This window comes from uncultured Dokdonia sp. (assembly GCF_947492535.1).
Taxonomy (GTDB): domain Bacteria; phylum Bacteroidota; class Bacteroidia; order Flavobacteriales; family Flavobacteriaceae; genus Dokdonia.
This window is the reverse complement of the sequence record NZ_CANLNH010000006.1, coordinates 145,053-167,259: the sequence shown is the minus strand read 5'-3', so window position 1 is coordinate 167,259 and position 22,207 is coordinate 145,053. Positions and strand designations below refer to the sequence as shown.

Annotated in this window: 26 protein-coding genes; 16 read left to right on the top strand and 10 right to left on the bottom strand. The window is 33.5% G+C overall.

All coding sequences use genetic code 11. The features are described 5' to 3' along the window. The first annotated feature begins 227 nt into the window (after positions 1 to 227). From tsaE to Q1A60_RS10230, 4 genes are all read left to right on the top strand, one after another. Complete coding sequence (gene tsaE / locus Q1A60_RS10245; protein ID WP_299764650.1) at positions 228 to 635, top strand: tRNA (adenosine(37)-N6)-threonylcarbamoyltransferase complex ATPase subunit type 1 TsaE; 408 nt, start codon at positions 228 to 230, stop codon at positions 633 to 635. Between the two features lie 359 nt (positions 636 to 994). Next, a complete protein-coding gene (locus Q1A60_RS10240) occupies positions 995 to 1,570 on the top strand; it encodes a hypothetical protein (protein ID WP_299764652.1) in 576 nt (191 codons plus the stop codon). A 74-nt stretch (positions 1,571 to 1,644) separates the two neighbouring features. Then, positions 1,645 to 2,844, top strand: coding sequence for an alanine dehydrogenase (locus Q1A60_RS10235; RefSeq protein ID WP_299764654.1), 1,200 nt, complete (start codon positions 1,645 to 1,647; stop codon positions 2,842 to 2,844). Between the two features lie 5 nt (positions 2,845 to 2,849). Continuing rightward, positions 2,850 to 3,227, top strand: a complete 378-nt coding sequence (locus Q1A60_RS10230; protein WP_299764656.1) for a DUF4258 domain-containing protein — start codon at positions 2,850 to 2,852, stop codon at positions 3,225 to 3,227. A 13-nt stretch (positions 3,228 to 3,240) separates the two neighbouring features. Here the strand turns inward: Q1A60_RS10230 and Q1A60_RS10225 are convergent, their stop codons facing one another. After that, a complete protein-coding gene (locus tag Q1A60_RS10225; RefSeq protein WP_299764658.1) occupies positions 3,241 to 4,410 on the bottom strand; it encodes a proline dehydrogenase family protein in 1,170 nt (389 codons plus the stop codon). 86 nt (positions 4,411 to 4,496) lie between these two features. Here Q1A60_RS10225 and aroB point away from each other — a divergent pair, with 86 nt between their 5' ends. Then, positions 4,497 to 5,573 carry a 3-dehydroquinate synthase gene (aroB, locus tag Q1A60_RS10220; protein WP_299764660.1) on the top strand — a complete coding sequence of 359 codons (1,077 nt, stop codon included), beginning with the start codon at positions 4,497 to 4,499 and terminating at the stop codon, positions 5,571 to 5,573. A 13-nt stretch (positions 5,574 to 5,586) separates the two neighbouring features. On the opposite strand, the gene Q1A60_RS10215 is transcribed toward aroB, so the two are convergent. From Q1A60_RS10215 to Q1A60_RS10205, 3 genes are all read right to left on the bottom strand, one after another. Continuing rightward, on the bottom strand, positions 5,587 to 6,105 hold the full coding sequence (locus Q1A60_RS10215; RefSeq protein ID WP_299764662.1) for a DinB family protein: 519 nt from the start codon (positions 6,103 to 6,105) through the stop codon (positions 5,587 to 5,589). Positions 6,106 to 6,179: 74 nt separating this feature from the next. Continuing rightward, the gene (locus Q1A60_RS10210; RefSeq protein WP_089371318.1) at positions 6,180 to 6,662 is read right to left on the bottom strand and encodes a winged helix-turn-helix transcriptional regulator; all 483 of its coding nucleotides are present in this window, start codon (positions 6,660 to 6,662) and stop codon (positions 6,180 to 6,182) included. 80 nt (positions 6,663 to 6,742) lie between these two features. Beyond that, the gene (locus Q1A60_RS10205) at positions 6,743 to 7,864 is read right to left on the bottom strand and encodes a M14 family zinc carboxypeptidase (protein WP_299764664.1); all 1,122 of its coding nucleotides are present in this window, start codon (positions 7,862 to 7,864) and stop codon (positions 6,743 to 6,745) included. 297 nt (positions 7,865 to 8,161) lie between these two features. Here Q1A60_RS10205 and Q1A60_RS10200 point away from each other — a divergent pair, with 297 nt between their 5' ends. The 6 genes from Q1A60_RS10200 to Q1A60_RS10175 all read left to right on the top strand — a co-directional run bounded on the left by Q1A60_RS10200 (position 8,162) and on the right by Q1A60_RS10175 (position 13,076). Continuing rightward, positions 8,162 to 8,581: a helix-turn-helix domain-containing protein gene (locus Q1A60_RS10200; RefSeq protein WP_299764667.1), complete on the top strand. Its 420-nt coding sequence runs from the start codon at positions 8,162 to 8,164 to the stop codon at positions 8,579 to 8,581. Positions 8,582 to 8,607: 26 nt separating this feature from the next. After that, the gene (locus Q1A60_RS10195) at positions 8,608 to 8,985 is read left to right on the top strand and encodes a DNA topoisomerase IV (protein ID WP_299764668.1); all 378 of its coding nucleotides are present in this window, start codon (positions 8,608 to 8,610) and stop codon (positions 8,983 to 8,985) included. Next, positions 8,985 to 9,782 carry a TerC family protein gene (locus tag Q1A60_RS10190; protein WP_299764670.1) on the top strand — a complete coding sequence of 266 codons (798 nt, stop codon included), beginning with the start codon at positions 8,985 to 8,987 and terminating at the stop codon, positions 9,780 to 9,782. Before Q1A60_RS10195 ends, Q1A60_RS10190 begins: the two co-directional genes overlap by 1 nt. Before the next feature lie 181 nt (positions 9,783 to 9,963). Continuing rightward, positions 9,964 to 11,283, top strand: a complete 1,320-nt coding sequence (locus Q1A60_RS10185) for a hypothetical protein (protein ID WP_299764672.1) — start codon at positions 9,964 to 9,966, stop codon at positions 11,281 to 11,283. Between the two features lie 179 nt (positions 11,284 to 11,462). Then, positions 11,463 to 12,782, top strand: coding sequence for a dipeptidase (locus Q1A60_RS10180; protein WP_299764675.1), 1,320 nt, complete (start codon positions 11,463 to 11,465; stop codon positions 12,780 to 12,782). A gap of 12 nt (positions 12,783 to 12,794) precedes the next feature. Beyond that, positions 12,795 to 13,076 (top strand): hypothetical protein, encoded by a 282-nt coding sequence (locus Q1A60_RS10175; RefSeq protein WP_299764677.1) that lies wholly within the window; start codon positions 12,795 to 12,797, stop codon positions 13,074 to 13,076. A gap of 9 nt (positions 13,077 to 13,085) precedes the next feature. On the opposite strand, the gene Q1A60_RS10170 is transcribed toward Q1A60_RS10175, so the two are convergent. Both Q1A60_RS10170 and Q1A60_RS10165 read right to left on the bottom strand, forming a co-directional pair. Then, the gene (locus tag Q1A60_RS10170) at positions 13,086 to 14,609 is read right to left on the bottom strand and encodes a DEAD/DEAH box helicase (protein ID WP_299764679.1); all 1,524 of its coding nucleotides are present in this window, start codon (positions 14,607 to 14,609) and stop codon (positions 13,086 to 13,088) included. Positions 14,610 to 14,712: 103 nt separating this feature from the next. Further along, positions 14,713 to 15,228, bottom strand: coding sequence for a DUF6155 family protein (locus Q1A60_RS10165; RefSeq protein WP_299764682.1), 516 nt, complete (start codon positions 15,226 to 15,228; stop codon positions 14,713 to 14,715). A 106-nt stretch (positions 15,229 to 15,334) separates the two neighbouring features. Between Q1A60_RS10165 and Q1A60_RS10160 the strand changes: the two genes are divergently transcribed. Then, the gene (locus Q1A60_RS10160; protein WP_299764684.1) at positions 15,335 to 15,703 is read left to right on the top strand and encodes a hypothetical protein; all 369 of its coding nucleotides are present in this window, start codon (positions 15,335 to 15,337) and stop codon (positions 15,701 to 15,703) included. A gap of 175 nt (positions 15,704 to 15,878) precedes the next feature. Then, on the top strand, positions 15,879 to 16,772 hold the full coding sequence (locus tag Q1A60_RS10155; protein ID WP_299764686.1) for a hypothetical protein: 894 nt from the start codon (positions 15,879 to 15,881) through the stop codon (positions 16,770 to 16,772). A gap of 156 nt (positions 16,773 to 16,928) precedes the next feature. On the opposite strand, the gene Q1A60_RS10150 is transcribed toward Q1A60_RS10155, so the two are convergent. Continuing rightward, positions 16,929 to 17,636: an SDR family oxidoreductase gene (locus Q1A60_RS10150; protein ID WP_299764978.1), complete on the bottom strand. Its 708-nt coding sequence runs from the start codon at positions 17,634 to 17,636 to the stop codon at positions 16,929 to 16,931. 154 nt (positions 17,637 to 17,790) lie between these two features. Here Q1A60_RS10150 and Q1A60_RS10145 point away from each other — a divergent pair, with 154 nt between their 5' ends. Next, positions 17,791 to 18,909, top strand: coding sequence for an esterase-like activity of phytase family protein (locus Q1A60_RS10145; RefSeq protein WP_299764688.1), 1,119 nt, complete (start codon positions 17,791 to 17,793; stop codon positions 18,907 to 18,909). A 93-nt stretch (positions 18,910 to 19,002) separates the two neighbouring features. Next, a complete protein-coding gene (locus Q1A60_RS10140; protein WP_299764690.1) occupies positions 19,003 to 19,281 on the top strand; it encodes a DUF3817 domain-containing protein in 279 nt (92 codons plus the stop codon). Here the strand turns inward: Q1A60_RS10140 and Q1A60_RS10135 are convergent. Beyond that, a complete protein-coding gene (locus tag Q1A60_RS10135; RefSeq protein ID WP_299764692.1) occupies positions 19,278 to 19,643 on the bottom strand; it encodes a DUF4870 domain-containing protein in 366 nt (121 codons plus the stop codon). The genes Q1A60_RS10140 and Q1A60_RS10135 overlap by 4 nt on opposite strands. Before the next feature lie 81 nt (positions 19,644 to 19,724). On the opposite strand from Q1A60_RS10135, the gene mnmE reads away from it, so the two are divergent. Next, positions 19,725 to 21,167 (top strand): tRNA uridine-5-carboxymethylaminomethyl(34) synthesis GTPase MnmE, encoded by a 1,443-nt coding sequence (gene mnmE, locus Q1A60_RS10130; RefSeq protein WP_299764694.1) that lies wholly within the window; start codon positions 19,725 to 19,727, stop codon positions 21,165 to 21,167. Positions 21,168 to 21,259: 92 nt separating this feature from the next. Here the strand turns inward: mnmE and Q1A60_RS10125 are convergent, their stop codons facing one another. Next, positions 21,260 to 21,742 carry a hypothetical protein gene (locus Q1A60_RS10125; RefSeq protein ID WP_299764696.1) on the bottom strand — a complete coding sequence of 161 codons (483 nt, stop codon included), beginning with the start codon at positions 21,740 to 21,742 and terminating at the stop codon, positions 21,260 to 21,262. Then, a complete protein-coding gene (locus Q1A60_RS10120; protein ID WP_299764698.1) occupies positions 21,729 to 22,199 on the bottom strand; it encodes a hypothetical protein in 471 nt (156 codons plus the stop codon). Before Q1A60_RS10120 ends, Q1A60_RS10125 begins: the two co-directional genes overlap by 14 nt. Positions 22,200 to 22,207 lie beyond the last annotated feature (8 nt).

Genomic DNA, 22,207 nt, shown 5'->3' with positions numbered 1-22,207 from the left:
GCAAAATACAAAGCCCTTGGGTTTTTAAATAATTAATTATTGATGAAAATAAAAAAATGATACAATCCCAGTTTTAAATCTTTTTGTGTGGTGCATGATTCTAAAACTGGGACCTGTATTAAATTAATATTTCTATTTTTAGTAAATAATTTTTATGATAGTTACCACTCAATTATACTTCTAAGCCATTTTTCCTATATTTAGAGTCCCAAGTTGAAATTTATATAATGGAAATAACCTACATACTATCACAAATAGATAGTATTTCTGCGCGTATTATTGAAGCTACAAAAAGTACTGTTTTACTTTTTTATGGCGATATGGGTGTTGGAAAAACAACCCTAATCACTTCTCTAGCAAAACAATTAGGTGTTACAGAAAACGTCTCAAGTCCCACTTTTTCAATAGTTAACGAGTATCAAACCAGTGAAGGAAAAAGAATCTTTCATTTTGATGCCTACAGAATAGAACAGGAAGAAGAGATTCTGGACATTGGATTTGAAGAATATATAGAACAAGGTGATTGGATTTTTATAGAATGGCCTGAAAAAATACGAAGCTTTATACCAAAGAATAACCAAAAAATACACATTTCGATGAATGAAATTGGCGAAAGATTAATAAAATTGACTTAAAAGTGTTAAAAAAATGTTAAAATTTAAATGAACAGGTAGGAATATTTTGTAAGAGCTTTCTGATTTTTTTTCATTATTATGCGATGAAAAACAAATTAAAATTCTCTTTAACGGAAAAAATGTTTTTGAAGGATAATTCATAAACCAAGTGTACGAATAAGAAAATCACCGCTTTTCAGATAAAAGCGCGCGAATATACAAAAAAAATGGTATAGTGTAACTTCTGGTGTGTTTAATGATTTTTGTCTTAACAAATCATTAATATTAAACACTCACGATTATGAAAGTTAAAGCTTTACTATTAGCACTGCTTATAGCAGGTGCTACAGCACTTATGTACACTGCAACCAACGAAACTAATGGAGACCAAGCAGTTGATAAAAGAAAGATCAAAGTTCCAAGCGGCGAATAAAAAAACTAAAAATAGGATTTTAATTAGTGGTACTCTAATAGCATTATCACTTATTATTTCACCTTATTTATTCACTCTGTATGATTTATTCCCAGACGATATCGTCTGGGAATCTCCTTTTGGCACCTATACAAGTACATATTATGAAAGTGTAAACGTTGCTGCATGGACTCTTTTTGGAAAATTAATACCTTTATATTTTCTTTTGTTATGGTTTTTCACCTGTAAGCATTGGTGGTATCATGCAATTTTGGTTCCGATATGTCTATATACATGGCAAATTTATGGAATATTAAATGATGACATTGTTTTTCCAGATGTAAATGATATTTATGTTTTAGCACCATTAGTCTTAATAATGGCTATATTTTCCTATACCATTAGAACTAAAATTTTTGATAAAATTCACGGCATTGATTTAAGTGAATTAAGTCGGGTGAATTGGAAAGGAGAATTACAATCGTATAAGTCTATAGATGATGAAGATGAGGACGAAGAACCTATGTATATGAGTAGAGAATAATAACCTCTATCGTAGTGCATTTTAGAAATTCCTTTTTAAATCCGTATTTTTGGGTAACAACCTGACATCAATCTATGGATACACCAAATAGTCCTTTTACCAGAGCACAATTATTACCTCAAGAAGAAACCCTTGAAATTGCTAAGAAAAAAGGTAACTTATTTATAGGAATCCCCAGAGAAGCACATTTTCAAGAACGTCGCGTATGTCTTACTCCCGATGCCGTGGCAGCACTTACGGCAAATGGCCATCGCGTCCTTATAGAATCAAAAGCGGGAAAAGGAGCTCGATATTCAGACAAAGATTATAGTGAAGCGGGTGCAGAAGTCACCAATGATACTGCAAAGGTATTTTCTTGCCCTATGATTTTAAAAGTAGAGCCACCTTCTATTGAAGAATTGGATATGGTAAATCCACAAACGGTGCTCATCTCTGCCTTACAATTAAAAACACAAACTAAAAGTTATTTTGAAAAATTAGCGAGTAAACGAATCACCGCTATTGCATTTGAGTTTATTAAAGATGATGATGGCACCTACCCTGCTGTGCGTACGCTTTCAGAAATAGCAGGCACTGCTGCTGTCCAAGTAGCCGCAGAACTCATGAGTAGTGCAGAATTAGGCACAGGAACCCTTTTAGGTAATATAAGTGGTGTTCCTCCTGCGGAAGTTGTTATTATTGGTGCAGGTACCGTTGGGGAATTTGCTGCTCGATCTGCTATTGGTCTTGGGGCTAATGTAAAAATATTTGACAATTCAATTACGAAACTCCGTTGTATACAAACTAATATAGGTAGACCGATGTATACCTCTACCTTACAGCCTAAAAACTTAGTCAAGGCGCTAAAGAGATGTGATGTCGCTATTGGTGCTGTACGCGGTACAAATAGATCTCCGGTAATTGTGACAGAACCTATGATTGAGGGTATGAAAACGGGTGCTGTTATTATAGACGTAAGTATTGATATGGGCGGATGCTTTGAAACTAGTGATGTGACCTCGCATGACAAACCTACATTTGTAAAACACGGAGTTACTCATTATTGTGTGCCAAATATTCCTGCACGTTTTGCCAGAACTGCCTCTATATCACTGAGTAATATATTCACACCCTATCTTCTAGATATTGGTGAAGAAGGTGGTATAGAAAATAAACTAAGATTTGACAAAGGATTGAAAAACGGTTTGTATTTTTACCATGGCGTTTTGACCAACAAGTCGGTTGCAAATTGGTTTAATTTGCATTACCGAGATATCAATCTTCTTATATTCTAAAATATATGCGTTTATTACATCGAATAGGGTACTATTTAGGTGGTTTCTCTTTAGGTTTGATTGTTTTAGCCTTCTTCTTTAGTGGCAAAAAAACAAGTTGTGCTTACTTTCCAGAAGCTCGAGTCCTAAAAAATATCAACACAAAGTCTTATACGCTTTCGCGAAAAGCAAATACGTCTTTAACCCAATTACAATTAGATACCGTCACCATTAATCACGTGTTACAAAATGGAGATATAAATTTTGGCGAAAGCCAACCCAGAAAGGAACCCTGTGGTGAATACATTATGTATGGAGAAACGTCAAAAGAACAAGAACTTAAATTGATTCTTGAAAATTGTGAAGATGAAGTACTTATAAAAGAGGTAAGCCTTGTAAAATAAATGGCGGTATTCCTTATATTTTTCTGCGTTTGCGCTCAGACTTAATTAATTCTAATTCGCGATTTGTTTGTCCAGCTACAGAGGTGTTTTCTTCTGCTCTTCTAATCAAATAAGGCATTACATCTTTTACAGGACCAAATGGCATATATTTAGCCACATTATATCCCCCTAATGCTAGATTAAAACTTATATGATCACTCATTCCATATAATTGTCCAAACCAAACGCGTTTGTCATTAATTGTAATGGACTTATTTTTCATAATCTCAATCGCCAATAAACAACTGGCTTCATTATGAGTCCCTAAGAATACTGAGATATCATTTAAATTGTCAAAAATATACCCTAAGGTAGTATCGAAATTCTGATCAGTAGCATCTTTACTTTCACATATAGGTGTTGGGTAGTCCTTTTCTTGAGCTCTATCATTTTCTTTTTCCATATACGCGCCGCGTACAATCTTCACTCCTATTTTAAAACCTTTCACTCTTGCATCTACGTGAAGTTTTTTAAGATAATTCAATCGGTCCCAACGATAGCATTGCAATGTATTGAATACAATCGCTTTTTCTGTATTGTATGTTGCCATCATTTCTGCTACAAGATCATCAGCGGCATCTTGCATCCAACTCTCTTCAGCATCAATTAAAACAGCAACATCTGTTTCTTTTGCTTTTTTGCATATTTGATCAAAACGATCTACAATTTTATCCCATTCTTCTTGTTCTTCAGGTGTAAATGCTTTTCCCTCTGTCTTTTTTTGCCATATAGCAAAACGTCCTAAACCAGTAGGTTTAAACACAGATATAGGCATCGCATCTTTTTCTTCAGCAAAATCAGTAAGTTCCAATACCTTCGTTAGACATGCATCAAATTGCTTTTCATCTTCTTTTCCTTCTACCGAATAATCCAATACAGAACATACGCCAGCTTCAAACAATTTATCCATCACAGGAATACAATCATCTTCACTTACACCGCCGCAAAAATGGTCAAATACAGTAGAACGAATCAAACCTTCAACTGGAAGGTTTGCATTTAATGCAAACTTAGTCATAGCAGTACCTATGCGTACAAGAGGTTCTTTTGAAATCATTTTAAATAGAAAGTACGCGCGTTCAAGTTCGCTATCAGATTTAAGCACAAAAGCTCGTTCTGTATTATCAAAAATAGAAGAAGACATAGTGTTATATTTAGTATTACAAATATAATTCAAACTGAATGTGAATTACATAAAAAGATGTAATTTGGCACCTTAAAATAAAATCTATGCAGCCTATCAAAGCTTCGAGCTATGAAATTGTTTTTAACACCTCTGGATATGAGCGTCTCAACACTATTTTAAAGGCGTCATCCTATTCTAAATTATTTATAATTGTTGATAGTAATACGCAAGAACATTGTTTAGCAGGCTTTTTAAATCTACTAGAGACGTCTATAGCCATAGAAGTTATAGAGATTACTCCTGGAGAAGAAAACAAAACAATAGAAACATGTTCTGGTGTATGGGATGCCTTAGCTGACCTTGATGCAGACCGAAAAGGACTGATTATTAATGTAGGAGGTGGTGTTGTAACAGATTTAGGCGGGTTTGTTGCTAGTACTTTTAAAAGAGGTATGGATTTTATAAATATCCCTACAACTTTACTTTCTATGGTAGATGCATCTGTAGGAGGTAAAACAGGTGTTGATTTAGGGAATTTAAAAAATCTAATTGGAGTTATTAATAATCCACAATTAGTGGTTATTGATACTGGGTTTCTAGCTACACTTCCTAAAGTAGAAATGCGTTCTGGTTTGGCTGAAATGTACAAACATGGTCTTATTGCAAGTGAAACCTACTGGCAACAATTATCAGATTTAACTACAATGACTACAGATGATCTTAACCAATTAATTTATGACAGTGTTGTGATCAAAAATGATGTCGTACTTAAAGACCCTACAGAAAAAAATCTTCGCAAAACACTAAACTACGGTCATACACTAGGTCACGCTATAGAATCTTATTGTTTAAGCCATGAACAACGAACTACGTTATTGCATGGAGAAGCTATTGCAATAGGTATGATTTTAGAAAGTTATATTTCTACTAAACTAGCTGGATTGTCAGAAACGCAACTAGACCAGATCAATAATACATTATCTAATATGTACGACCCTATCCCCTTTTCTAAAGAAGATATTGATCATATCATTGAACTACTAAAATATGACAAGAAAAACGCTAATGGTAAAGTTAATTTTGTCTTATTAGAATCTATTGGAAAAGGAAGTATAGATAAAGAAGTGCCTAATGCACTAATCTATGACGCATTTGATTTTTATGCTGCAAATTCTAACTAAAGTATTTTACCCTTTATAAATAACGCTCTTTAATAAGCAAAACATGATGTTTTTCATGACCCACAGTTATAAAGCCTAATGCTCGTACTGACATAGGACTTCCGCTTCCCGTACCAACTTCTTTGAGCATCGTATCATCTAAGTTTTTAAAAAGTACAATAGTCGCATTTCTTACGGCTTCATATTCTTCTATTAGAGAGTCAATAGATCGAGAGTCAGCCTTTGAAGGAGGGATAAAATCATTTTGATCAAATCCAAGAAGATCTAGTTTATCTTTTCTAGCAAAACGTAATGCTCTGTATGAAAATATACGTTCTGTATCTATAATATGCATTAGGACTTCTTTTGGCGTCCATTTGTCCACATCATATCGATAACTAAGTTTATCTTCAGAGATTTCTTTAAAAAATGATATCACCTCATTTTTACTACTAGTAAGGATGTCAACGAGTGATATATCTTCAGGGATCATATTTACAAAAGGCGCATAATATGGATTGTATTCTGAAGTATCTAAATCTGTAGTATACATAACTTTTTTAAGTAAAGGTACTAAAAAACCCTTCTAGAACACTAGAAGGGTTTTTTATATTATTATACATTATATTAAATCAAATCTTGAAATATAGAATGCATTAATCGTTTTTTATCATTGATACTTTCTTCTAGAGAAATCATTGTTTCTGTACGATATACTCCTTCTATATCATCTAATTGAAAGATGACATTTTTTGCATGATTTGTATCTCTTGCACGTATTTTACAAAAAATATTAAATTTTCCAGTGGTTACATGTGCTACTGTTACAAATGGGATTTGAGCAATACGTTCTAATACAAATGTTGTTTGTGATGTTTTGTTCAAAAAGACCCCTACATATGCAATAAAAGAGTATCCTAATTTTGCGTAATCAAGACTAAGAGAAGAGCCTATAATGATTCCTGCTTCTTCCATTTTTTTTACTCTCACATGTACAGTTCCAGCAGATATAAGTAATTTTTTTGCAATATCTGTAAAAGGGATTCTGGTATTCTCTATGAGCATATCCAGTATTTGGTGATCAACTTCGTCAAGTTTGAATTTTGCCATTATTGTATGATTCATTGAATTTAATTCAAAATTAAATCATTTTTATTGAATAATGTGCAATTAGTTATGGTTATTTGGCACTACAACGTTATCGTAACCCCCTCGTCTAAAGTTAAATGTCTTATATCGGGTTTTCCAATTACCTTTTCTTCTAAAAGTTTTTTGATTTTTAATCCAGAAGCATCAATAACCCGATGTCCAAACATTGAAGAGGTCGTATCTTTTGAAGAAAATTCTGGAATAAATGCAATCGTATTTCTAGTCAATTTTTCTGTATACTGAATTCCGATGTCTCCATCTAATGAGTTCTTAAATAAAATATCACAATAGCACTTTTGATGTTCTGGAATGGTAAAATACATATTTTCATCTACAAATACTGGACTAGATATATGCTCTAATGCAGCTACAATAGCCATAAATACAAATTGTCTTGTGATTTCTCTATCATAATCATTTGGATAGTGGCCCGCTTCAAAAAGAATAGTTGGGGTTCCATCTGCCTGAAAAGTATCACCCGCACAATTATGATTAAATCCATCATCATAAAGTCCAATATTACCTGGTAAATACGGAGATAATACATTGTGGATATGCGCTATAACTTGCATAGACCGCTTTCGCGAAAGCGTAACACTCCTTTCTACATTTGCAGAAGGAGCTAAAAAAGAAAGTATAGATGGTTTTCCTGTGTCTTCAAAACCAAATATAGTTCGTTGTCCATGAAGATTAAAGCAAAAATCAGGTTCGAATTCTTTATATATACTCCATAATAAGTTACTTTCTGGCTGAGATCTATTTTGTGCATCTCTATTCAAATCTACCTGATTAGCATTTACACGTGTATAGGCTGCAGCACCGTCAGGATTTAAAATAGGAACAATACACAATGTACAAGAGGATAAAATAGCGGTGAAATCATAAACTGCATTCGGATCTTGAAAAGCTAGAAAAAGATCAAATAATGCTTTGGTCGTTGTACTTTCATTACCGTGCATTTGCGACCAAAGTAATATTTTGATTTTTCCAGTACCAATCGTGACTGTATGAATAGGTTTATTTTCTACAGAAACACCTTGTTTTTTAACTTCAAAATCTGAAGGTAATTCCTGTAATATTTCAAGGATATTAGCTACATGAATATAACGACCATAGAGTCTTTTTTCATGATTCTTTTTATGCCAATTTAAAAGTGTTTCCAAGTTGTATCTAGTTTTACGTTTACAAAGTTAAACTTTATAAAATTTACAATTGTAAATCATTGAATTTATTGAAATAACTCCAATTGTAAACAAAGAATGCAGGTTATCTTACTATTATATTCGGAAAAAATCCAAATAATCATTTAGAATATATTAATGTATTTATTTTCAATTATTTATAAGTTTTATATAAAGTGGTTATTTATTTATTTTAAAAGTTTATTTGCATATAAATTGCAAAGGAAACATCAAAAATTTACATTTGTAACGTATATATAAGAGAAGACATGATTTACAATGGTAAACAATAAAGATTTCATACAAAGGCTTGATAAAATCCTTAAAGAATACGAATTAACTGCAGCAAATTTTGCAGATAAAATACATGTGGGTCGTGCTACGATTTCTCATATTTTATCTGGGAGAAATAAACCGAGTTTAGATTTTGTTTTGAAGATTGTTCACACGTTTCCACAAGTAGATTTATATTGGTTATTAGAAGGAAAAGGATCTTTTCCAAAAACAGAAGAATTTACCGCTACTGCCACTACCCTTTCAAAAAGGAATCAAGATGATCGTTCTTCTAAAAAAAGAAATACTTCGCAACAAGATTCAAGCACGATTATAAATACAGAAATACAAACTTCAAGCAAGAAAATAAAACGTATTATCATTTTTATGGAAGATGGTACTTTTGAAAGTTATGAAATGTCATAACGTATCCATTTTTGTACTTTTACGGTATGATTAAAAATATACTATTTTTAGGGGCCCTTCTGCTGGTTATTATAGCTTGTAAAACACCTCAGAGAGATTGTAATGCTTTTAAAGTTGGTGAATTTAGCTATGAAGAACTTATTGATGGCCAACTTATAACTACACGCTTTACACGTAATGACACCTTAGAAGTAGCTTATTTTAATGAAACTGTAGATTCATCTAGTGTACGATGGATCAATGATTGCGAATGGATTGTCAAAAAGATACATCCAAAGAGTATGAGCGAAGAAAAAGCAGTTCATATGAAGATTTTATACACTGAAGGAGAATTTTATACCTTTGAGTATTCCCTCGTAGGGAAAACTAAAAAACAAAGAGGAACCGCCAAAAAACTAAACTAATGTTCGATATTTTTGCTTCATCAGATGCATGGATTGCTTTATTGACTCTTACTTTTCTTGAAGTCATCCTTGGAATCGATAATATTATCTTTATCACACTAGCCTCAGATAAACTTCCAGAAAATAATAGAAAGAAAGCAACTAATATAGGTCTGTTACTAGCCATGATCATGCGTATAGGCTTATTATTTGGCATTTCATATTTAATAGCATTAAGTGTTCCTTTCTGGCATATTAATACTTCCTGGATGACTGCAGGCATAAGTTGGCAAGCGATTATTCTCTTTGCAGGTGGTATTTTCTTATTATGGAAAAGTGTTCACGAAATTCATGAAAAGGTAGACGAAGCTGGTGTTGAAGAACAAGAAATAAAAGATAAAAGCTCTTCTTCTCTCACAAAAGCCATTATACAAATTGCAGTTATCAATATTGTATTCTCCTTTGATTCTATTCTTACAGCGGTAGGAATGACAAGCGGATTATCATCAAACCCTAATGATGCACTTATCATTATGGTAATAGCGGTTGTTATTTCTATTTTCATTATGATGATATTTGCAAATCCAGTGGGTGAGTTTATAAATAAACACCCTTCATTACAAATATTAGGTCTTTCATTTTTGATCCTTATAGGGTTTATGCTTATTGCTGAGGCTGCACATTTATCACACCTTAATGTGTTTGGATCTGAAATTGGAAGCATTCCTAAAGGGTATCTTTATTTTACGATTGCATTCTCACTTCTTGTAGAGTTTCTTAATTTTCAATTTCGAAAAAAAGCAGTCTCAAAAAAATAAGAAAAACACATAAAATTTTAAAAAGCGGCTATGAAATCATAGTCGCTTTTTTTGTTGATTCAACTTAAAATAATATTAAATATCTGAAAAACAGTATTTTATGTTTTTTGGCACGCAACTTGTTATATAGAAAATGTGTTCATCAATCAAACACACAGTTATGAATCTAAAAACTCGTATTATGAAAAAGTTTGCTTTATTACTCATCGGTCTACTTACTATAGGATCTACTACATATGTTGCAGCAGAAACTACAAACACCGTTCGTCGCGGAACTGTTTATGACGGTAGTAAGTATATATTTGTAGAAAATGGAATTGAATTTTCAGTTTTCCCTGACGGAGAATTTGACTTTTACATTCCTCAATACACAGACGGTCTTGCCGTAAGTGTAAATGCAGGACCAGTAGGCATAAGCTTTAATACAGGTTTTGATTATGACCCATACATTCAGTATGATGATTACGGAGCTGTTATACAGATAGAAGGAACGCCATTATTTTATGATTACTATGGACGTTTAACACAAGCTGGAGATGTACGTATCAATTACAGAAATAATAGATTAGTACAAGTAGGTGGTCTATACGTACATTATAATAACTTTGGAGTGTATTCACATTACACAGGATTTATAAACGTATATAACAGATATTACACATATAGCCCATTTCACGCTTATTTTTACAGACCTATATTTAATAGATGTCTAGTATATACAACACCATATAGAAGATTTTATACACCAGTTCGTTATAGCTATACATACCACAGAAACAATTACTATAGAGGATATGCAAATGGATATCACAATTCAAGACGTGATTTTAGACGCCCATCAACAGGACGTGTAGCTCATAATAATGGACGTCGTGATAATGTAGATCGCAATAATGCACGTTTCAGAAGCGCAGCTACTACATCTAGAAATAATTCAAGAGGTATTGCTAACAGAAATGACAGAAATACAACTAATAGAAACTCAAGAGGTATCGCGAGTAGAACAGATAGAAATACATCTAATGGAAACTCAAGAAGTATCGCAAGTAGAACGGATAGAAATACATCTAATGGAAACTCAAGAGGTATCGCGAGTAGAACAGATAGAAATACATCTAGAGGAAATTCAAGAGGAGTTACAAGCAGAACTGATAGAAGTACATCTAAAGGGAAGTCAAGAGGAGTTACTAGTAGAAGCAATAGAAATGCATCTAAAGGAAATTCAAGAGGAACATCGAGTAGAACATCAAAGTCTACTTCAAGAAGTGGAAATTCAAAAGGAGTAGCCTCTAGATCTACAAAGAGATCAAGTAGTGCTTCAAGACCATCTTCTTCTAGTAACCGTGCAAAAAGCTCAAGATCGCAAAGATCTAGCGCTCCTAAAGCATCAAGAAGTAGTTCTTCTACTAAAAGATCAAGCAGTGCATCTAGAAGTACAAGTAGTCGCTCTAGTTCTTCTTCAAAAGGAAGAGCATCTTCAAGCAGATCTCGTAGAGGATAAAAAATATAGAATTTTGGTTGGTTAGTTTGGGAAGTCCCCAGTTGTTTCAAAGCACTGGGGACTTCCTCTTGATACGCTTTCGCGAAAGCGTATCATTGTATATTAAAAACGATAAAGCAGTTCTATATATGATTTATACACATTACGTATCTTTAGGAATCAAATTTCAGAAACTAACTATGAACAAATCAATCATCCTTGTTGCCCTTTTAGTATTATCTATTGCTTGTAAAGAAAGTACAACAGAATCATCAGAAATGACAACGCCTATGACGGAAGCAGAAATTCTTGCTAAAGCCAAAGAAATTCATAAAAATGTGATGACGTTAGATACACATTGTGATATCAACGTCAAAAACTTCACAGATTCTATTAATTATACACAGAAACTCACATCACAGGTGAATCTCCCTAAAATGCAAGAAGGCGGCCTTGATGTACCTTGGTTTATTGTGTATACGGGACAGGATTCTCTAAACGCAAAAGGATATGAAGCTGCCTATGAGAACGCCATATCAAAATTTGACGCAATTCATAAACTTTGTGAAGAGATCGCTCCTGATCAAATTCAATTAGCAACAACTTCAGAAGAAGCCAGACGTATCTGGAAATCTGGTAAAAAAGTAGCAATGATTGGTATTGAGAATGGATATCCAGTAGGAGAAGATGTCAGTAATGTAGAAAAATTCTATAATCTAGGTGGACGCTATATGTCTTTAGCCCATAATGGACATAGTCAATTAAGCGATAGTAACACGGGGGAAGCTGATAGTATTTGGCTACATAATGGATTGAGTGCTTTAGGAAAAGAAGTGGTTGCCGAAATGAATCGTGTTGGGATGATGATCGATGTATCACATCCTAGTAAAGAAGCAATGCGTCAAATGATTGAACTTACCAAAGCGCCAATTATTGCATCACACTCTTCGGCGAGAGCTTTATGTGATCATAGTCGAAATCTAGATGATGAGCAGTTACAATGGATGAAAGAAAATGGGGGTGTTGTACAAACGGTCGCTTTTAAAAGCTACTTAAATACAGAGAAATTCGAGACAAGAGTAACACATGAAGTTGAAATCGCAAAAAAGATTGCTGATTCTATGGGCGTTACTTGGTTAGACGGAAGAGCTGCTGTGATGGCATTAGATAACGAAGCAAGAGAAAAATACTTTGATTTCCTTGGTACGATGGCTGCGATACGTCGTGAGAAAATGAAAACAATGGATAACCTCCCTCCTGCTGTAGATGTATCTGACTTTGTAGATCATATCGACTATCTCGTTGAAAAAATGGGATTAGAACATGTAGGTATCTCTTCTGATTTTGATGGTGGTGGCGGTATAGAAGGTTGGGAAGATGCTTCCGAAACTATGAATGTCACTATAGAGTTAGTACGTCGCGGATATACAGAAGAACAAATAGAAAAACTGTGGAGCGGCAATCTTTTACGTGTACTTGATGAAGTACAAGCCATTGCTCAAGAAATACAAAAAGGGTAATTATACATTATTTTGACAGAAGAAGAATTAAAAAACAAAGAAAAACGTAAGACGACCCCGCTAACAACTGAGGAATATCTTACGTTTTTCTTTTTTCCTTATACCGATACCGGAAGATTTGGAAGCTTCACCAAAAGCTATAATCAATCTGAAGATGAGCGATTTACAAAGTATGGGTTTGATGCTAAATTAAAACAAGCTAAAAAAGCAAGAGGACTAGGACTCCTTTTTTATGCTATCGTTATTTTTTTTCTTTTAACGCTAGTAAAATATTTAGATATAGATTTAGTATAAACAAAAGTCTTACATATCCCTTTCAGTACAAATCTGATTGATACGAAGGCGTAATTTTCGTTCGTAGTCTTCTTGTAACCAGTCTCTGTAGTTTTGTGTATTATTCATAATACTATATGAATATTGGCGTACACGATAAGCAATATCTTCTTTCAGCTTCCTGGCAAGAATACGTGCATCAAATACATCCTCACTATTATCTACAACCATAAGGGCGTGTTGCTCTACAGCATTATCTAAAGCTACTTTTGCTTTCTTTCCTTCTGCGACTACCTTCTTATACTCTTTCTTGATGTCAAAATATACTTTATCGGTATTAGCAAACTCTTTACGTAAGTCTGGAGGCATGACATATGCAAAATTACGCTCGATCTCTTCATCTCCTATTAAGTTTTCTAAATAGAAATCTGGGAATTGGAAAATCTCTTTCCAATCTATAGGCGCTTCCCACAAACCAAAACGAGCAGCATTATTTCCTAAGTCTAATACTTTAAAGTCTTTTTTATTTGGCAGAATTCGAGACCCACGACCTATCATTTGGAAATATAGTGTCAATGATTTTGTTGCTCTATTTAATATAATCGTATCTACTGTTGGCTCATCAAACCCAGTAGTAAGAATACTTACTGAGGTAAGGATAGCATCTGGCGTGTGTTTAAACCACTCTAAGATCTCTTTTCGCTCTTTAGCGCTATTTGTATTATCTAAGTGACGTATTGCATATCCAGCCTCTATAAAGGTTTCCTGGACGTATCGCGAGGTATTAATCCCGTTATTAAATATTAATGTTTTCTTTCCTTTAGATTGATCCTCATAAGCTGCAAGTAATTTCTCTTGCATAGAAGTATCTGTATATAAGATATCTGAAGACTTTACCGTATAATCACCGTTAATACCTAATTTTAAAGAAGAAAGACCTACGTTATATGAGATTGTTTTTGCACGTGCCAAGAATCCTTTTTCAATAAGTGCAGGAATACTCTCGCCTATCAAAAGCTCATCATAGTTATCTTTCATAGGCAACTTGATATTAGAACTTAAAGGTGTTGCCGTTACGCCAAGGATAAAAGATTTATGAAAATAACTAAATAGTTTTCTAAAAGAATTATAATGCGCCTCATCTATAATGACAAGTCCTACATCTTCAAAACTAATTTGCTCTTCTTGCAATCTATTGGTAAGCGTTTCTACCATAGCTACATAACACATATAGTCTTTGGCACCTTCTAAAGATTTAACATCACTAGAGATAACCATATTGGGTACTTTAAACTCTGTAAGCATACGTGACGTTTGTACAGAGAGTTCAATACGATGCGTAAGAATAACAACTTTTTTATTCTTTTTTTCTATATACCTTCTAATAATTTCAGAGAAAATGACAGTCTTTCCTCCTCCAGTTGGAAGTTGATATAATAAGTTATAATCCTCATTACATCTATCCATGCAATCAAAAATAGCATCAAGGTCTTTTAATTGATAATCGTATAATTCTTTTTCTGGCGCTTTATTTTCTTGTAAAATCTGACTCAAAAATGGAGTTTTTAGTGTGATTAAATATGAATCTTGCAAAACTAAGTGATTTTTATGCTTTCGCGAAAGCATAATTGATAAATCTCACGAGGGCTATCAACAATTAATCAACAAAATCGTTAGCAACTTCATCAAAAAGGTCTGTATTTGGCCATTCTTGGGACTCGGATTGATCTATAACTCCTTCTATTCTATCACTAAACTCTTCTTTAAGTTGGTGATAACTCAAATATTGTAAGGCCTCTTTAAAAGAAACGAGCATGCTTTTAAAGAATGCATCAGGCATACGTGTTGCCGATTCACTAAAGGTTTGTGCAATTTCAATATTAAAAAACATAAGATCACCTAGTAACTTAGGGTCTACTCCTAGTAATTTAAATTGTTTGATATATTTCTGAGCAACCGATCTTCTTTTACGAGCTCGCTTACGCTTAGTAGGGAAATATTCGTTGCTAATTTTAATTTTCGCATCTTCAATAAGTGTATCTTCTTTGGGGTTAAAGACAAAATCGTAAAATGTCTTTACTTGTGGAATACGCTCATACAAATCTATAATCTGTTCTTTAAGAGCCTCTTGGTCTAACTCTTCTATATATTTTTTCAGTGCTCGTTTACTCATAAACTAATATTGAAATACAAACGAATTTATAACAAATTTTACTGGTAAAAGGCGATACAAAAACTTAAATTTGCAAACCACTAAATACAAAAATCTACATCACCATATGAAAACACTTCAGAATTCTAAAGCCGTAAAATTGATTAATAAACTCATTGAAGATGTCGCTCAGAATGGTATTATTACAAATACTGTAGTAGAAGATCTAAAGGCTTTACGCCCTTATACAATAGATGAGCAATTGCCACTATTAGCAAAAGCTACACGCCTTTCTGCCGAACATATAGACCAATATGGCACGTTTTCTATTCCGATTCCTCAAGATGACCCTATCGAAGAAGGTGAAGAAATTGAAGCTGTAGAAAGCGATCCAAAAGAAAGTTTACATTATTTTTTCTGTTTGATACGTGATATCAATAAGAAAGTAAACGAAGAAGAACTAAGAGAATATGTAAAAGCATTAAACGAGTACTAAAACTCTTATAAACAACATTTTAAAAGACCAATAATACATCCGTATTGTTGGTCTTTTTTATACTATAAACCGTAGTGTGGTTACGGTAAATCCATAAAAATACCCGCTTGTGGGTATTTTACACGTTTTTTTAAAGTACTAGGTTTATGCCGTAATTTTATAACCTCTTTTAAAAATGAAAACCATAAAAAGAAATCTATTTACGATTTGTTGTCTCACACTCATAATAATCAGTTGCTCTGTAGATGAGGACACGACAACAACAGCTACAGAAGAAAGTGTCACAATAGTAGAAACCCAAATCATTCCTGATGCTCCAAATCCAGAAAATGATTATTCTAGACAAGGACTTTATCAAGGAACGATTGTAACACAAGACCTTGATTTTCATGAAAAAATAACTCTAAATCTAGGTGATAACGGACTCTATAACGCTAAAATAATCACTTCAATTAACGAAGAGTATTTGTTTATGAGTCAAGACACTATAGAATCTAATATTTTATATTTTGAAGGTGATCGAGGATCATTTAACGTTCAGTTTCTAGAGGATGACACAGTACATTTTTCTAATGTTACAATTAATAATAAAGATGCTGTTGCTACTGTATTTAAAGATCAAAGTTTTCAAAGAATGATACCATCTTTAGGAACATTTTCTAGTGATGATAATTCTATTACAGGAACATGGGATTTTACATTTACTCCAGCAAGTTCCTTAGGATATTCAATAACAACAACGACTATTTTTATTAATCAAAATAGTGAAACATTTGTGCTTGATATTTCAGGCAATTATCAGCGTTTATGTAGTGCTCCTGGAACTCCTGTTCCCATTGGTGTCGTAAATTCTAGTTTTTTTAATATACAAAGTTCAAACAATGTACCTTTAGGAAACAGCAACTTAAACTTTACCTTTGTTGCCAATAGATTAGAAGGTACTAATGCAGGCTGTAGAATAACGCCTAGCACTACTCTTAATATTACGTTAGCTACTTGGACTTGGAATGGAATACAAGGAACGTCTACTATAGATACTGCTAGTCTTCCTGACTTTAGCGGCTTTTAGAATTATTTTCGAAAATAAAAGTGAATGTCTAAAAAGTTATTAATTTTAGTCAAACTGAACTTGTTTCAGTTTTTCATAATATTTATAATTATTATAATGGGATTCTGAAATAAATTCAGAATGACGTTAGTTACTTTTTAGACACTCTCTTTTATATTATGAACTAGCTGTTTTACTAGGTCTTACCTCTATTTTACTAGGTAATGTTCTAGGATGTATTTGTAGTAAATCTACGACCATTTGTCCAAGGTCTTCTGGTTGAATACGCCAGTCTTTTCCATCTTCTGGTGAGCGTCCTCCAAAATGACTACTTACAGAGCCAGGCATGATGGTAGTAACTTTTACATCATCATTACGCACATCTAGCATTAATGCTTGTGTAAAACCAGTTAATCCAAATTTACTAGCGTTATATGCAGTTCCTTTTGCAAAGAAATTGGTTCCGGCAAGGCTAGAAATGGTGATGATATATCCTTTTGTTTTTTTAATAGCATCTAGACTTGCTTTTACAGATAAAAACACGCCTGTAAGATTTGTATCTATCGTATCTTGCCATTGTGAGACACTCATATCTTCTATAGAAGCAAAATGACCAACACCAGCATTGGCAAGTAATACATCTAGCTGTCCAAAAGTTTCAATAACTTCTGCAACTGCTTTCTCTTGGCTCTCAAGACTTTTTACATCAGCCTGAATACCAATAGCATTAGGTCCTAAAGTTGCTGCTGCCTGTGCTGCCGATTCTATACTACGTCCTGTAATAGCCACTTTCATTCCTTTACTCAATAACGCTTCAGCAATACCATATCCTATTCCTTTGGTTCCGCCAGTGATCAGTACTACTTTATCCTTTAATTGACTCATTTTCATTATATTTTGGAGTAAATTTACGATAGCTTTCGCGAAAGCGTAACCAACTAACATCTATTTAACATAGTGTTAATAATCATACCATTATTATGTAAACTATACTAAAGACGTTATTCCTATTTTTCGGAACCAATTAATACGTGATGAAATGAAAACAACAACACTACTTTTAGGTTTTTTGACCACTTTATCTATAAGTTCTTGCGACTTCTTTGATGATTTTTCTGCCAGTGGCGGCGATATACGCCCTATTGAAGGATTACGATTTATAGATGAAGCAATTATAGATGATGGATTTGAGTTTAACGAAACGCTTGTTGGTGGGCTTTCTGGGATTGATTATGTGGCAGAAGATTGGATTTTAATATGCGATGATTCTAGTAATTCACGTTATTATAATGCAACTATTGATTTTGATTTACAGGGGTTTAATGATATTACAATAACACAAGTAACTCCCTTGCTAAACCAAGACAATCAACCTTTTGAATCGGGAACGGTAGATCCAGAATCTATACGATTTGATCGTTATAGTGGAGGTTTCATTTGGACTAGCGAGGGTAATATTTCGAATGGGATTAATCCTTTTGTGAGAAGATCAATGAATGATGGGACTTTTATTTCTGATATCACCTTACCTACTAGATATACTATAGATACAGATTCAACAACAGGACCTCGTCAAAATGGAGTTTTTGAAGGAATCACACGAGATTTTTTAGGAGAGAACTTTTGGGTAGCGATGGAACTACCTTTAATTCAAGATGGTATTGCTCCTACAAGTCAAGAAGCAGACTCCCCTATTCGTATCGCGTTTATAAATGAACAAACGGGTCTTTTTGAAAAAGAGTTTGCCTACCAGCTTGATCCAGTTGCTAGAGAGGGTGGATTTGAAGTAAATGGTGTTGTAGAAATACTTTCCTATACTAAAAATAGATTTTTGGTTTTAGAACGCTCATTTGCAACAGGTTTTGATGATGGTGGTAATGATGTGAAAATTTATGAAGTATCCACTCATGAAGCTACAGATGTGAGTACGATAGATAATTTGTCAACGGCTTCTTTTACACCTGTCACCAAGACACTATTGTTTGATTTTAATGATATTAGAGACCAACTTACTGGAGGAATTGTAGATAATACAGAAGGGATTACCTTCGGACCTATGCTCGAAAATGGACATAGATCTTTACTAGTTGTCGCCGATAATAATTTTAGTTCATTTAGACCACAATTAAATCAATTTATACTTTTTGAAGTTTTATAACCTTTTGAAAAAATCTTTAAAAAAAGCCATCTTTTATCATGGCTTTTTTTCGTGAGCCTAAGGAGATAATTATCTTTGCAAAAAAATAAAACAATGCTCAAATCATTCCGAATTTTAAGCTTTTTAGAAGGAGTTTCTTATCTCTTGATCTTATTTGTAACCATGCCACTCAAGTATATATGGGATAATGGGTATCCAAATAAAGTAATAGGAATGGCACACGGTTTTCTTTTTCTTGCCTATATTGTGATGGCAATACTGATGAAGCCAGAACGAAAATGGGACAATAAAACAGTAGCGATTGTATTGCTATGCTCTATCATCCCATTTGGAACTTTTTGGATGGATAAAAAATACCTGAGAGATTCCTAACTAAAGAAAGGAATACTTATATAATAGTTTGGTTTTTCGCCATTGCTAGCTTTTACTGCATTTACGATAGGTAATACAAATGCGAGAATTCCAATTGCTATCAAACCTACGATTCCTAATCCGATAAGGAATATAGCGGGTATACATAATAAAGCATAAATGAATATACTTATCTGGAAGTTGAGGATCGATTTTCCATGCTCATCCATGTCTACCACTCTATCTTTATTGACAACCCATAAAACAAGTGGCACGATAAAACCTCCAAATCCTGTCACATAATCTAATAATTGTGATAAGTGTGTCAGGACTAATAGCTGTTTATCTTCTCTGAGTGCTGCTTCGTGATGTACAATTTCCATTTTTTTGATTTTTTGATTGATTTACAATATATCAGTAGTACTTTTCTATAAAATGTTACAGGTTTACGTAATTTTGTCTTGATGAACACACAAGACACCATTGTTGCACTTGCCAGTCCTGCGGGAGCTGGAGCTATCGCAGTGATACGCGTATCTGGACCAGATGCAATCACGATATGCACGCCTCTATTTAAGTCGAAACGAGGAAAAGATTTATCCAAGCAAAGAACCCATACGATTCATTTAGGACATATTATAGATGGGCAACGTGTGCTTGATGAAGTTTTAGTTTCTCTTTTTAAAGGAACCAATTCGTATACAGGCGAGCCTACGGTAGAGATTTCGTGTCATGGTTCTCCTTATATTCAACAAGAGATTATTCAGTTATTACTTCGTGAAGGCTGTCGTGCAGCACAAGCAGGAGAATTTACACTACGTTCTTTTATCAACGGAAAGATGGATCTCTCACAAGCCGAAGCGGTCGCTGATCTTATTGCAAGTGATAATGAAGCAAGTCATCAGATAGCGATGCAACAAATGCGTGGTGGGTTTTCTAATGAAATTGCACAATTACGCCAAGAACTACTCAATTTTGCTTCACTTATTGAGTTAGAATTGGATTTTTCTGAGGAAGATGTAGAATTTGCAGATCGCACACAATTTAAAGAACTTGTCGCTCGTATTACCAAAGTACTCAAACGTCTTATTGATTCGTTTGCGACAGGTAATGTGATTAAGAATGGAATTCCTGTAGCGATTGTTGGGGAACCTAATGTTGGAAAGTCTACCCTACTCAATGCGTTGTTAAATGAAGAAAGAGCCATTGTATCTGATATTGCAGGTACGACTCGTGATACCATAGAAGATGAGCTTACTATTGGTGGGATTGGTTTCCGGTTTATAGATACAGCAGGTATTCGAGAGACAAAAGATGTAATTGAAGGCCTTGGTATTCAAAAAACTTTTGAAAAAATAGGGCAAGCACAAGTGGTTATTTATTTGTTTGATTCCCTCTCTGCCTTTCGGGCATCTCTGCCAGATGAGCCCTCTCTGCCTTCGGCATCTCTCCCAGAGGGAGAGAATTTCTCCTCCATTACTATCGAAATAGAAAAGATCAAGAATCAGTTTCCACTCAAGCCACTCGTTGTTGTCGCAAATAAAGTAGATCAACTTAGCGAATCAGAAATCGCTAATCTTCAATCTACGATCTCCAATTTACACCTCCTCTCTGCTAAACAAAATATGGGTGTAGATGCGCTTAAAGCGAAATTATTAGACTTTGTAAACACAGGGGCGTTACGTAATGATGAAACCATCGTGACCAATTCTCGCCATTATGATGCCTTATTAAAAGCACTCGAAGAGATTGAAAAAGTACAATATGGTCTTGATACTAATCTTTCTGGAGATCTCATGGCTATAGACATTCGTCAGGCTTTATATCACTTTGGAGAAATCACAGGACAAGTAACCAATGATGAATTACTTGGGAATATTTTTGCAAATTTTTGTATTGGGAAATAGAATTGTCTTTGGTTGACGTTTGTTTTCTTTTTATCAACCATTATCCTATAACAGGAGAGTATTTTATTTTATAAAATAATTCATTACTCGAATTAATAAGGTCTTATTATCTGATATAATATTAGAATTATAAATAATAAAATTAAATGAAGAGTAGTAATCTTGTCTTTAATTTTAGCAAAAAAATAAAAACTAATTAATAAAACGATAATTCTAATAGGTAAATACCAAATCAATTTTTCAGGATTTTTCCAAGCTTTTATACAAGATGAATCTGAAATCATATTACTTAAATCAAAAAAGATTGGGTATAAAATCAAAATAGCAATAAAAAATACTAAAGTTTTATTCCATTTTTTATAGATTAAAATACCAAGGATAACAAAAGTTAGTTGTACTAGGACTTCAGTAAGTACTCTAAATTTAACTAAATTGGGGGATAAGGAATCTATATGTAATATATATCTGTTTACTATTGCAAATGCATTCCTCCCTACTATTAAATTAGCCTTACTTAATATATAAAGTAAGGCTAATCCTAAAGATAATAATAATATACCTTTAATGAATTTCATTGTAAATTGTGAATTTCGTTTTATTTGTCAAGTATATTATATCATTTTCTATATCGTCCAAAATTATCTGCAAATCATTATTAGATGATATTAATCTTAATTCGTCAACAATATCCAAAAGCTCATCTCTTAAGTCAGGATTAATCACAATTACTGATTCTGAAACATTTGGATCAAGAATTTTATTAACAGCATTATTAAATTCGGGCAATGTTGAAATCATTTTTAGTAAAGTACTTGTATTATAATCAGAAGCTTTAACAAATTGAGATAATGAATAATAGTATGCTATATATTTTGCACCAATATCATAATTTGCTAAGAAATTACTTCTAAGTTCTCTATGTAAATCTAAATTAAATAATGATAGCGCAGTTGTCTCGTCAATTAATTGTCTTTGGATAGCTTCATCATCTGTATCATCTTCTAGACAATCACAATCTCCATCTGGATCCAAGCAACAAT